10 protein-coding genes are annotated in these 13,047 nt (G+C 37.8%); 1 reads left to right on the top strand and 9 read right to left on the bottom strand.

The annotated features are described in order from the left end of the window. Nucleotides 1-293: 293 nt before the first annotated feature. Complete coding sequence (locus BLT22_RS03280) at nt 294-1,571, top strand: MFS transporter (RefSeq protein ID WP_091760664.1); 1,278 nt, start codon at nt 294-296, stop codon at nt 1,569-1,571. A gap of 95 nt (nt 1,572-1,666) precedes the next feature. Here BLT22_RS03280 and BLT22_RS03275 read toward each other — a convergent pair whose 3' ends face one another. The 9 genes from BLT22_RS03275 to BLT22_RS03235 form a co-directional block, all read right to left on the bottom strand. Beyond that, complete coding sequence (locus BLT22_RS03275) at nt 1,667-3,037, bottom strand: M20/M25/M40 family metallo-hydrolase (protein WP_091760661.1); 1,371 nt, start codon at nt 3,035-3,037, stop codon at nt 1,667-1,669. A gap of 12 nt (nt 3,038-3,049) precedes the next feature. Beyond that, complete coding sequence (locus BLT22_RS03270) at nt 3,050-4,417, bottom strand: M20/M25/M40 family metallo-hydrolase (RefSeq protein ID WP_091760658.1); 1,368 nt, start codon at nt 4,415-4,417, stop codon at nt 3,050-3,052. Nucleotides 4,418-4,570: 153 nt separating this feature from the next. After that, nucleotides 4,571-5,551: an ABC transporter ATP-binding protein gene (locus BLT22_RS03265; protein ID WP_087058693.1), complete on the bottom strand. Its 981-nt coding sequence runs from the start codon at nt 5,549-5,551 to the stop codon at nt 4,571-4,573. Further along, on the bottom strand, nt 5,535-6,629 hold the full coding sequence (locus tag BLT22_RS03260; RefSeq protein ID WP_091760655.1) for an ABC transporter ATP-binding protein: 1,095 nt from the start codon (nt 6,627-6,629) through the stop codon (nt 5,535-5,537). The genes BLT22_RS03265 and BLT22_RS03260 overlap by 17 nt, the downstream gene beginning before the upstream one ends. Nucleotides 6,630-6,724: 95 nt before the next feature. Next, nucleotides 6,725-8,395, bottom strand: coding sequence for an ABC transporter substrate-binding protein (locus tag BLT22_RS03255; protein WP_091760652.1), 1,671 nt, complete (start codon nt 8,393-8,395; stop codon nt 6,725-6,727). A gap of 151 nt (nt 8,396-8,546) precedes the next feature. Beyond that, entirely contained in the window at nt 8,547-9,503 is a 957-nt protein-coding gene (gene opp4C, locus BLT22_RS03250; protein WP_091760649.1) for an oligopeptide ABC transporter permease, read from the bottom strand. Nucleotides 9,504-9,520: 17 nt separating this feature from the next. Beyond that, complete coding sequence (locus tag BLT22_RS03245) at nt 9,521-10,471, bottom strand: ABC transporter permease (RefSeq protein WP_087058687.1); 951 nt, start codon at nt 10,469-10,471, stop codon at nt 9,521-9,523. 48 nt (nt 10,472-10,519) lie between these two features. Further along, nucleotides 10,520-11,707, bottom strand: a complete 1,188-nt coding sequence (locus BLT22_RS03240) for an amidohydrolase (RefSeq protein ID WP_091760646.1) — start codon at nt 11,705-11,707, stop codon at nt 10,520-10,522. Nucleotides 11,708-11,753: 46 nt separating this feature from the next. Next, a complete protein-coding gene (locus tag BLT22_RS03235) occupies nt 11,754-12,980 on the bottom strand; it encodes an amidohydrolase (protein ID WP_091760641.1) in 1,227 nt (408 codons plus the stop codon). Nucleotides 12,981-13,047 lie beyond the last annotated feature (67 nt).

Here is a 13,047-nt window from a genome sequence, read left to right as displayed (position 1 = left end):
TAATTACTTAATAAATTGTTCGGAAATCTCCGAATAACTCCGAAAAGATTCCGCTTACATATTCTTTAAATTCGCTCACTTAAAATCCCTTACTTTTCATTATCTTTTACAAAATGTTCACATAAAGTTAACAAATTCAATTCTACTTTTATCTGCTACATTTCACTTTTGTGTTTCTGTTTATTAAAAGAGTTTGCTTATGTAAACTTTAGGCTAAATATTGATTAATTTTCTCTATTAATAGCCTTTCTTTGATAGAATGAAGGCACTACGTAAAAAGGGGTAACCATACTATGAAAATAAGCTATACAAAAGCTGAACATAGCTGGATGTTTTATGACTGGGCCGGTTCGGCTTTTTCTATTATCGTGACGACTGCTGTATTTCCAATTTATTATAGTAGCGCTGCAGAATTATCGGGTGTTTCTGATGCAAATTCTACTGCCTATTTGGGTTATACCATATCTATTTTCACTTTTATCGTTGCGCTTCTTTCCCCCTTACTTGGTACAATGGCTGATATTAAAGGATTTAAAAAACGATTTTTCCTCACGTTCTTCTCACTTGGTGTACTAGGGACTTTAAGCCTTGCGCTCGTTCCTCATTCCTCCTGGATCCTTTTACTAATTGGTTACGCCATAGCTTCAATCGGTATGTCTGGCGCTAATGTATTTTATGATGGTTTCTTAGTAGATGTAACCGAACCCGACAGGATGAATCGTGTTTCTTCAAGAGGATTCAGTCTAGGCTATATTGGCAGTAGTATTCCTTTTATTATGAGTATTGGCCTGATATTACTCGCTCAAAATGAATTAATTCCTGTTTCTACTGTCAATGCTACTCGGCTTGCTTTTATATTAACGGCTTTATGGTGGGGATTATTTAGTTTACCGATGATTCGAAACGTGGAACAGATTCATGGGGTTCCCCGCAGACCACAATTAATCAAAAGCAGTTTTAAAAGATTACTCAGTACCTTTCAGCAGCTTAAGCATTATCGGGCAGCATTTACTTTCTTGATTGCCTATATGTTTTACATTGATGGGGTAGGAACCATTATCTCAATGTCTACAGCTTATGGTAAAGATTTAGGTTTAGCTTCAACTGATTTACTGGTTGTTTTATTTGCCGTACAAGTTGTGGCTGCTCCCTTTGCTATTCTTTATGGAAGACTAGCTGACAGATTTCCAGGAAAAACAATGATCTATGTAGCAATCACGGTATATATAGGAGTTTGTACTTATGCTTTCTTTATGAATACGCTGATAGATTTCTGGATTTTAGCTATGTTGATTGCTACTTCTCAAGGTGGTATTCAAGCTTTAAGTCGAGCTTATTTCGGACGGATTATTCCTAAACATAAAGCAAGTGAATTTTTTGGGCTTTACGATATTTTCGGACGATTTGCTTCTATTATCGGGCCAGCTTTAGTGGCCGTTATTACACAAGCTACGGGGCAATCAAATTACGGCGTGTTTAGTTTAATTATTTTATTCCTGATTGGATTCTTTGTCTTGACACAAGTACCTGAGTCAGAGACCGGCAGCGATCCGATGCAAGAAGCTATCTGATTCTTGCATCTCTAGCTTATTATTAAATTATAAGGTGACAAAAAGCCCTTTAAGATCAGTTCGTCTCACCTGACCCAAAGGGCTTTCCTTTATCTTTAATTTTTTGAGCCGAAGTCTTTCATTAGATGTACCATATGTTCAATTCCTTGATAAAAATCATTTAATCTGACATTTTCATTTGGCGCATGTGCTCCAGAATTGGCCCAGCTAGTTCCACTCCCTAAAATCGGCACACCTAAGTATTTCCCGAATCCATACATTGGCCCAGTCCCTGGAGAATTAGGTGTTAAGACTACCTCCTCCCCATAAACTTTTTTCGCTGAATTCAGTACAATATCCACAAAGGGATCGGTCAGATCTGTTCGAAAAGATTTTTCTCCTGTCAGCAGCTTTAACTGAACATCTTTAAATCCTTGTTGATCCCAATGGTTTCTAATGATTTCATAGACATTTTCTGGATCCATACCTGGTACTAAGCGTACATCAATCTTTGCTTGTGCTTTTCTTGGTAATACCGTTTTAGAACCTGGGTCTGTATAACCGGATAATAATCCAGAAATGGTTAACGTTGGATATAAAATCAGCGCTTCTTGAGGTGTTCTATTCCAATTTTCTACAATCAGAGGGTGTTTTAATCCATAATTTTCTTTTAATTTTTCTCCATTAAAGGGCGTTTTTTCAACAAATGATTTTTCTAGTTCAGTTGGTGGTGTCATCATCTCATAGAATCCATCAATGATAACCTGATGGTCTTTTGTTCTGAGCGAACTTAACGCATGCATTAGTCTCCAAGCTGCATTATCAACCACTGCTCCTTTTGAAGAATGAATATCTACATCTGCACTTTCTACCCAAGCATCAAAATAAGCAATCCCTTTGATGCCCGCATCGATATTAAATCGTTCTTCGTTATCTTTACTTCCAGATTCCCAAATACAAGCATCTGCTTTAAATAAATCTGCATGTTTCTCTAGGTACAAATCGATAGTTGGACTACCGATTTCTTCTTCTCCTTCAATTAAAAATTTCACATTACAAGGAAGGCCTTCTTCTGATTCACTCAAAAGCTGAATAGCATTTAATCGAGCCATAAAATTTGCTTTGTTATCCGATACGCCGCGACAATAAAGCACGCCATCAATGATCGTTGGTTCAAAAGGCTTTGTTTTCCATTCCTCTAAAGGATCTTCTGGCTGAACATCATAGTGATTATAAAATAGTAGCGTTTTTTCTGAATTGCCTTTTTGTCCTGCTGGGAAAAATCCATAAACAATGGGATGCCCGCCAAGATCATTTAATAATTCAGCTTTTCCACCAAAATCTTCAATCAGCTGTTTTACAAATTCGGCGGTTTCTGAAATCATTCTTCCTTGTGTGGAAACAGACTCTAATCTTAAATATTCAAAAAATAGGTTCTGATTCTCTTCAGCTGTTGCTTGAATTTTTGCTTTTGCTATCTCTTTCACTATATGCCTCCTTTACTTTCCAAAATCTTGTAGTAGATACACCATATGAGCCGTTCCTTCGAAGAAATCTTTTAGACGAACAGATTCATTTGGTGCATGCGCTTTTGAATTAGCCCAGCCACAGCCACTACTTAAAACAGGTAAACTCAAATATTTATCAAAATTATACATTGGTCCCGTTCCAGCGTTATTTGGTGACAGCACTACATCTGTTCCTTCCCCATAAGCTTTCTTAGCAGATTCTACTACGGTATCCACAAAATCATTTTTTAAATCCGAACGAAATGCTTTCTGTGCTTTAATCAGGTCTAGTTTAACCTCTTCAAAACCATTTTTGTCTAAATGCTTTCTAATCAGTTTATGAATCTTTTCTGGATCCTGCCCAGGAACAATGCGACAATCCAGCTTTGCTGAAGCAGCTCTAGGTAAAACAGTTTTGGTTCCCGGACCAGTATACCCAGAAATAAATCCACAGATTGTCATTGTTGGGTAAAAAGCTAGAGCTTCATTTGGTGTCCAATCTAAATCTTTTGTAATAAGCGGATGTTTTAATCCATAAAGGTCCTTTGTCTTCTCGTCATCAAATGGTTTTCTGGCAACAACTTCTTTTTCAAAATCAGTAGGCGGTGTAATATCATCGTAAAACCCTTCTACTAAGACTTGGTTATCCGCACTTCTCAAACTTGCTAATGCATGGGTTAATCTCCAGGCAGCATTGTCTACAACTGCTCCAATCGAAGAATGAATATCCACATCTGCACTTTCAACATATAAATCAAAATAAGCCATGCCTTTAATTCCGGCTTCAATAACATAATTTTCATCTTCATCTTTCCCACCGAATTCCCAAATACAGGCATCACTTTTGAATAGATCAGCATATTTCTCTAAGTATCCGCCTAAGGATGGGCTACCATTCTCTTCTTCTCCTTCAATTAAAAATTTAACATTACAAGACAAACCTTCTCCTGACTCTAGTAAAGCTTGAATGGCATTTAATCTTACCATTAAGTTTGCCTTATTATCAGCAACTCCACGGCAATAAAGAATATCATCTTTTACTGTCGGCTCGAAGGGTGCACTCTCCCATTCATCAATGGGGTCTTCTGGTTGAACATCGTAATGATTATAGAACAGTAACGTTTTATCTTTATTCCCTTTCTCTCCTGCTGGAAAGAATCCATATACAACCGGATTCCCACCTAGATCATCTAAGACTTGTACTTCTCCACCAGTTTTTTCAAGCATATTTTTGACATATTCAACTGTTTCAGGAATTTTTCTATCTTGAGTCGAAACCGAATCAAGCCTTAGGTAATCGTAAAATTCAGTCATCCTTTTATCTATCACATCTTGCAATTTACTTTTTAATATATCCATATATAAAGCTGCCTACTTTCTGATCATATTTTACCTTTACAAATTTATATATAAAAAGGCTGATTTTAAGCAATCTTTTAAACTCTAGAATTTATCCTAGATTTCATTAAGATCATACTTAAAACCAGCCTCCATATTTTTAAATTCATTTATCTATGCGTATTTCTGTCCTTCTCTTAGTAACTTATCACGTTTTTTGCGATACAATTCTACTTCGTCCTGATGACAGTAGATATAATGTTCTGGAGCAATTTCATGTAATCCAACTTTACTCAGATCTTCATATTGATGGTACTTAGGATCATATTCAGTTCGGATTCGGTTCCGCTCTAACTCAGGATCAGGCGTTGGTATGGCTGATAAAAGAGATTCCGTGTAAGGATGAAGCGGTGCTTGATACAATTCGTCTGCTTCAGCAATTTCAAGTATTCGACCGCTATTCATTACCCCTATCCGGTCACTAATGTATTTCACCATGGATAAGTCATGCGCAATAAATAGATAGGTTAAGTTATTTTCCTTTTTGAGTTCTTTTAATAAATTGACTACTTGTGCTTGAATCGATACGTCAAGCGCTGAGATGGCTTCATCTGCAATAATAAAATCCGGTTCTACAGCTAATGCTCTTGCAATTCCAACACGTTGGCATTGTCCTCCAGAAAACTCTTTTGGATAGCGGTTAGCAAATTCTTTACTCAATCCTACTTGTTCAAGCAATTCATACACTCTTTCATTGCGTTCACTACTATTTTTGTAGAGACCATGAACTTTTAGGGCGCCACCAATAATATCTTTCACTGTAATTCTCGGATTTAATGATGCATAAGGATCTTGGAAAATCATTTGCATTGATTTACGAAAATCTAAAAGATTTCCCCGGCCTTTAATCTTAGTAATATCTTGACCTTTATAAAGGATTTGTCCACCTGTAATGTCTCCCAGTTTGATCAGTGCCCGTCCTGTAGTCGACTTGCCACTACCAGACTCTCCAACTAGTCCAAATGTTTCTCCTTTATATATATTAAAACTTACATCGTTTACTGCTCTAACTTCATTTCTTTTACCTTCATTAAAATACTGTTTGTATCCGAAGATTTCAACTATCGGCTTTTTCTCTTTAACCTCTGCTACCAACGACTTCACCTCCTACTTGGTTACTGGTCTTTTTTTCCGCATATAAGCTTTCATATTTTGCTTTACGTCTAACTACTTCTGCCGGAGGTGTAACATCCGGTGCTTCAGGATGCAGTAGCCAGGTCTTCGCATAATGAGTATCCGTGACCTTGAACAATTCTGGTTCTTGTTCAAAATCAATTTCCAAGGCAAATTCGTTTCTAGGTGCAAAGGCATCTCCAACTGGTGGATGTAATAAGTTCGGCGGTGAACCTGGTATGTTATATAGATCCGTCTGATTAACATCCAAGGTTGGCATAGATGCTAGTAAGCCCCAAGTATAAGGATGCATTGGATTATAAAAAATTTCATCTGCTGTACCGATCTCAACGATTTGGCCTGCATACATTACCGCAACTCGGTCTGCCATCTGGGCTACTACCCCTAAATCATGCGTAATAAAGATAATGGATGTATCCAGTTCTTGTTTCAAATTATTCATCAAGTTCAGAATTTGAGCTTGAATGGTTACATCTAATGCAGTAGTTGGTTCATCAGCAATTAAAATTTTAGGTTCACAAGCTAACGAGATAGCGATCATAACCCGCTGTCTCATTCCACCAGAAAATTGATGCGGATAATGTTTATGGGTCTGTTCAGGATTTCTAATCCCTACTAATCGCATTAATTCTATCGCTTTTTCTCTAGCTTGTTCATTTGATAGATGTTGATGTTTAATCATCGGTTCAGCGATTTGCCGACCCACTTGCATTGTTGGATTTAAAGAGGTCATTGGATCCTGGAAAATCATAGCTATATCATTACCGCGAATCTCTTGCATTTCTTTATCTGAAATGGTTAATAGATCTTTGCCTTCAAATAGTATCTGACCACTTTCGATAATCGAATTTTTTTTAGGTAACAATCGGTTAACTGCTTTGGTAGAAACAGATTTACCCGAACCTGACTCGCCAACGATTGCTAATGTTTCTCCTTTTTTCAGTTCAAAATTCACCCCTCGAACAGCTTGGACTTTACCTTCAAAGGTTTTAAAAGAAATAGCCAGATCCTTAATTTCCAGCACATTTGTGTTATCCATTTTGTTCACCTCTATCTTTCCTTTTCCTACTTTTATGAAAGGACGTAGTCATTCATTACGTCCTTTCACGATTACATTCAGTATCCTTTAATTGATTATTCTTGTGGATCTAGTGTCCATTCGTGAACGTTATACAATGATCCTGCCCAGTACTCATTAATTCCACCGTTCAAGTTATCCACTTGAACTGAGAATTGAGAATCTGAATACAATGGAACGATGATAGCCTGGTCTTGCATGTATTGTTGAAGCTCTTCATAGATTGGGAATCTTTCATCAACACTCGTTCCTTCATTCCCTTTAGCTAATAAATCATCAATCACTGGATCAGCAATCGCTGAGTTGTTTGATGTTGCACCTGTTTGAATATAAGTGGACACATTCGGATCAACTGTATGTCCATATCCCATTAGGCCAATATCATAATCCAAGTCTTGAGCTGTTTGCAGCCATGTCGGGAAGTCATAATTCTGTTGATCAACTTTGACTCCAATATCCGTTAGTGCTTGTTGGATCAAGTTACCATTTTGTTCTCTGACAGCATTCCCTGTTGGTACGCCAAATTTAAGTGTTTGATTGAAATCAAATCCAGCATCTTCCAGCATTTGTTTAGCTTGGTCAGGATCATACGCCAATGGCTCAATCTCATCTGAATGATATGGACTCGCTGAGGTATACATACTAGATAATACTTCTCCGCGTCCTTCTAGCAAGTTATCTACAGTCAATTGACGATCTATTGCATGAATAAATGCTTTTCGTACTTCTGGATCTGGGAATTTATCGTTATTGATGATCATATATTGTCCATTGAAACTTGGATTTTCTTTTACTTCTAATCCCTCAATATCTTCTAGAAGTGAAATATCTTGGATCGGTACCATACCAATACCGCCACCTGCAGCCATATGCAGATTACCAGCTTGGAATTCAGTGACCATTGCTGTACCATTCATAATTCTTCCATAAATAGTTTCAATTTTTGGTGCGCCTCTATAATAATCTTCGTTTGCTTCTAACTGTACGTAATTATCATTGTCATACTCTACAAATTTATAAGGACCACTGAATACAGATGGTTGGGTTGCTGCTTCAGAATTTGCTATTTCAGTTGGTTCCATTTCTCCAAAAATGTGCTGCGGTGCAATTAGAACATCAAACCCTACAAATTCTTTCATCAATGCGATATCAACGGGTGTTTTCGTTTTAATTGTTAATGACTTATCTCCCGTTACTTCTACACCTGAGAGTGATTCTGCGCCTTCCTCTAAGATACCAGATTCATCTGTTCCTTCAATCATTGCAATACGCGTTCCCAATGATGATTCTATTTGCGGATCAGCAATTGCATTCAAGGTAAAGGCTACATCATCTGCTGTAACAGGTTCCCCGTCTGTCCAGTTAGCATTTGGATCAATTTCAATGGTAAAAGTTTGATTATCTTCTGTTTCAAAACTTGATGCTAACGCACTATCCCAAGAGTCTGCTTCTGGCATGACAAGTAAACTATCATACATAAACCGTTGAATCCATTTCCCAGAGATTCCTGGTGCATAAAATGGATTAAAACTATCCGGAGCATTTGTTAATCCAACCATTAAAGTACTAGTATCTCCTTCTTTTGCTTGGGGAACACTACTTTCTCCCTCAGCTCCTCCAGCAGCATCATCTGGTCCTGGAACTGCAGAATCCCCACAAGCTGCAAGTACTACCGTCGATGCAAAGATTGTTGCTCCAAATTTAAATCTTGTTTTCCAATTTGACATGAATTTTCTCCCCTTTTAAATAGACTTCCCCAATTAACTCTTTTTTTTAACTATGAATTAAACAACTATAAAGCTTGTGTTCTACTATGAATTAATTTGCCTTTAAACCAATTTTTATTAAATCGTTTGAATTCGTTAATGATCTTGCATTTTATCCTTTATTCTCGCCCTCGATTGCTTCTCTCAAACCTTCTCCGATAAAATTAATGGAAAGTACCGCTACAAAAATCAAAATACCGGCTGGTACCCATCGCCACGGTTCAGAAGTCAACACGCGAATCGATTGAGCCTGCGACAAGATATTGCCCCAGCTTGGCCTAGGCGGTTGTACTCCCACACCTAAGAAGCTAAGGGATGCTTCCGTTAAAATCGCTGTAGCAATCCCAAAAGTAGCATTAACTAAAATGGGTGAAATCACATTTGGCAAGATATGCACAAACATAATTCCAAATGTTGAATAACCAGTTGCCTCAGCTGCCAGCACAAAATCCTGTTCTTTCAACGTTAAAACTTGCCCACGAACTAATCTACATAAAGGTGGCCAGCTCAAGACCCCTAAGACAATTGTGACGACCCATATTCCTGATCCAAGTAGTGAAACCAAAGTCAAAATGACTAAGAAAAATGGAAAAGACATAAATGCCTCTGTCACGCGCATGATAATCGCATCAATGATGCCACCAAAGTAACCTGACACCAGACCTAGAGATGTTCCAATTACTACATAAATTGCAACAGAACATATTCCGACAATCATAGAGACTTGTGTTCCATGAATTAATCTCGTCAACGTATCTCTACCTATATCATCTGTTCCTAAAAAATAATTCCCATGTGGTGCAGATCGAAACCCTCCTACAGAAGCATCTCTCGCATATGGTGAAAGCTGATTCGCAAAGACTGCAACTAAAATCATTGCTATGAAGATCGCTAAGCTGATTACAGCGACTTTATTCTTAAAAAACCGTTTAGCGATCGTTTTAACGTAACTGTCGCCATTCGTTACAATCTGTTCATCCGAACTTCCAGGGAAGTTTACCCGGTTAGCAGTATCAGCTATGCGGAAAAGTGACTCTGTTTTATTGTTACTACCTATATTTTGAGCCATTTACTCTCTCCCTTTCATTAGTTATATTTAATTCGCGGATCAACTACGGCATACATAATATCTACTAACAAGTTAGCGACTAAAACGACTACAGCAGATAGCATCGTAACGGCCATCAAGATCGGATAGTCCCGTTGCTGAATCGCCGTGATCGTTAGTCGTCCTAAACCCGGCCACTGGAAAATTTGCTCTGTAACGATTGCTCCCCCGACCAATCTAGGCAAATCCGTTCCAATAATTGTAATAACTGGAATCATAGCGTTTCTTAATCCATGTTTGGTTAAAATCGTTTTTGAAGCTAATCCTTTTGCTGTAGCTGTCCGCATATAATTTTCTCCATAAACTTGTATCATTGTGGAACGCATATATCTCGACATGTTGGCTATATAGAATGCTGAAAGGACAATAACGGGTAAGACAAGATGTTTGAGTACTTCAAAGAAACCGCCATTTCCACCTAATTCTGTCATTCCCCCAGTCGGTAACCACCCTAGCCGAACAGCAAAGATATAAATCAATCCAAGTCCCAGGAAAAAGTTAGGGATTGATACACCAATAAAGGATCCTCCTGTCAGTAGATTATCAATCCAAGTTCCTTGTTTTCTTGCACTAATAATCCCTAGCGGAATCGCAATGATATATGAAAACAATAATGTTGAGCCCATCAGAACAACAGTTGGAATTAATCTAGAAAGGATAATGGGCAATACAGGATATCTAGTTGAAAATGAATTGCCTAAATCCAGTGTTAAGGCTCTTCCTAACCAACGAACATATTGAATTGGCATGGGTTGGTCTAATCCCAGAGCACGTTCAGTAGCAGCAATTTGTTCTGCAGTCGCATCTGGCATTACGTATAATTCCGCTGGATTCCCAGGCGTCAAATTCACCATTAGAAAAGCAGCCATCGAAATCATAATCAATACTGGAATAGCAGTCAGCAGTCGTTTCGTGATAAATTTTTGCATATTTTCCTCCCCTTTGCTTCGTACAAACGTATCTTATACTTTAAATTTCTAACTAAGGTATTCATCAATAATGGCTAAAAATACTTCTCCAGATCTTAATAAAGAGTCTTCATGAATCACAAATTTAGGATGATGATGTGGATATGGAGACTCATCTTCTGGAAATTTTGCCCCCACTCTTAAAAATGCCCCTGGCTTTTCTTTTAAGAAATAAGCAAAATCTTCTCCCCCCATAGATCCTTCTACTTCTTCTTCCATAAGCTCTTCTGTAAATACGGTTGAAAATTTTTGTTTAATTCTTTCCACTTGTGCTGGATCATTTTGAATCGATGGATAACCTCTAACATAATCAATAGCTAATGTTGCATCAAAAGCTTCTGCAATCCCTGTGCTAATTGATTTTAATTTACTCTCCATCAGATCCTGTATTTCTTTATGCATCGTTCGAATCGTTCCTTTGATCTCAGCTGTATCTGCAATGATGTTATATGCTTCACCACCAGCATTAAACCCTGCAAAGGTCAAAACAGCCGGTTTAACGGGATCAGCTAAACGACTTACAATCTGCTGTAAGCTTGACACGATTTGTGTGCCAATCGTCAAAGCATCATGCGTATCATGTGGCGCTGCACCATGTCCACCTTTTCCTTGAATATTTAATCTAAAGGTATCTGAATTGGCTGATCCAAAACGATAATTATAGTAGACTTTCCCTAATTCCTGCGTAGCTCCTAAATGAATACCAAATACATAGTCCACATCTTCCAAAGCGCCTGCTTCGACCATTGACTTGGCTCCTCCAGGTAAAACTTCTTCAGCATTCTGGTGAAGTAAAACAACATTCCCTTTTAATTCATCTTTATGATTAACTAACACTTTTGCGACGCTCAAGAGTGAAGCCGTATGTCCGTCATGCCCACAAGCATGCATGAATCCTTCTTTTTTTGATTTGAAAGGAACATTCGCTTCTTCTTTTATTCTTAAGGCATCAAAGTCAGCACGTAACGCAATAGTTGGTCCAGGATGGGCGCCCTTAATTCTTGCGACAATTCCATATCCATTACCCACATTCGTTTGAATGTCTTCTACCCCAAATTCTTTTAAATTTGCCAAAATAAACTGTGCTGTTTCTTTTTCTTCAAATGAAGGTTCTGGATGTTCATGTAAATGCCTTCTCCAGCTGACGGTTTCATCAAAATTTTGTTTTAATTCATCTGCCCATGTTTCATATGCCATGATCCTTCTCCTTCTTTCTATACTTTATTCATTTAGTACGAATTGACTATTCTCCCACAACTGATGATGCTTTAACTTTATGCGTTTCTTTCTCGGTCAAGTAATGATCAATGATGGCTAAGAAGCACTTACCACCTAACAAGAGTGCACGTTCATCAAAGTCAAATTTTGGGTGATGGTGAGGATAAATGATTCCCTTTTCTTCATTACCTGAATTAACGAAGAAAAATGAACCAGGCTTTTCTTCTAAGAAGTAAGCAAAATCTTCTCCTCCCATACGCAACGGGGTTGATTCAACCGTTTCTTCGCCAAATGTTTCTTTAAATAAATCAGCAATTATTTCAGTTTCTGTTTCATGATTATAAAGCGCTGGATAGCCACGTCCATAATTGACTTCACAGGTTGCATCATGTGCTTTACAAATTTGTTCTGTCATAAATTTGATTTTATCTTCTATCATATTTCTTACTTCAGGATCAAATGTACGAACTGTTCCTTTGAGAAAAGCTTTGTCCGCAATAACATTATTTGCTCCATCCCCGGCTTTAAGGGTAGAGAATGTTAGGACCCCTGATTTAGTCGGATCTTTTTTACGGCTAATGATTGATTGGAGCTGATTCACTACATAAGAGGCGATCACAACTGAATCAACTGTGGCATTAGGATGCGCTGCATGTCCACCTTTACCCTGTATCTTAATTTCAAAGAAGTCCGGAGCAGCCATAGCGTAACCAGAACAATAAGTAACTTTACCGTATTCAAGAGGTGATCTCAGATGAAGTCCATATATGAAATCCACATCATCTAATACACCTGCATCAACCATTGCCTTTCCGCCACCTGGTAAAACTTCTTCTGCATGTTGAAAGATAAATTTTACTGTGCCAGATAAACTAGACTGATACTCTTTCATTACCTTGGCTACACTAAGCAAGGTTGCTGTATGTCCATCATGTCCACAGGCATGCATAACACCGGGATTTTTAGATGAAAAAGATAATCCGGTAGCTTCTTGAATTTTTAAAGCATCAAAGTCTGCTCTAAATCCAATTGTTGGTCCTTCTTGCTTTCCTCTCAGATAAGCAACAATTCCGCCACCCCCTACTTCTTCCTCAATTTCTTCATACCCAAACGATTTTAATTTATCCGCAATATATTTCCGGGTTTCATATTCTTCGAAAGAAGGTTCTGGATTCTCATGTAACTGTCTTCTCCATGAAACAGTCGTTTTATAATTAGCAGCTAACGCTTCTTCCCAAATTTTATATCCCATTTATCCTCCACTCCTTCTGTCTAATGAATTATGTATTTAAATCTATAAAATTAGAATACACACATTT

This window comes from Marinilactibacillus psychrotolerans, from assembly GCF_900101525.1.
Taxonomy (GTDB): domain Bacteria; phylum Bacillota; class Bacilli; order Lactobacillales; family Carnobacteriaceae_A; genus Marinilactibacillus; species Marinilactibacillus psychrotolerans.
Note: the sequence above shows the minus strand (reverse complement) of the source record. Positions and strands in the feature narration are given on the sequence as shown.

Bases quoted from the DNA above. Each gene is read 5' to 3' on its own strand.
- BLT22_RS03280 (WP_091760664.1), top strand. From the start codon at position 294: ATGAAAATAAGCTATACAAAAGCTGAACATAGCTGGATGTTTTATGAC.
- BLT22_RS03270 (WP_091760658.1), bottom strand. From the start codon at position 4,417: ATGGATATATTAAAAAGTAAATTGCAAGATGTGATAGATAAAAGGATG.
- BLT22_RS03260 (WP_091760655.1), bottom strand. From the start codon at position 6,629: ATGGATAACACAAATGTGCTGGAAATTAAGGATCTGGCTATTTCTTTT.
- BLT22_RS03255 (WP_091760652.1), bottom strand. From the start codon at position 8,395: ATGTCAAATTGGAAAACAAGATTTAAATTTGGAGCAACAATCTTTGCA.
- opp4C (WP_091760649.1), bottom strand. From the start codon at position 9,503: ATGGCTCAAAATATAGGTAGTAACAATAAAACAGAGTCACTTTTCCGC.
- BLT22_RS03245 (WP_087058687.1), bottom strand. From the start codon at position 10,471: ATGCAAAAATTTATCACGAAACGACTGCTGACTGCTATTCCAGTATTG.
- BLT22_RS03240 (WP_091760646.1), bottom strand. From the start codon at position 11,707: ATGGCATATGAAACATGGGCAGATGAATTAAAACAAAATTTTGATGAA.
- BLT22_RS03235 (WP_091760641.1), bottom strand. From the start codon at position 12,980: ATGGGATATAAAATTTGGGAAGAAGCGTTAGCTGCTAATTATAAAACG.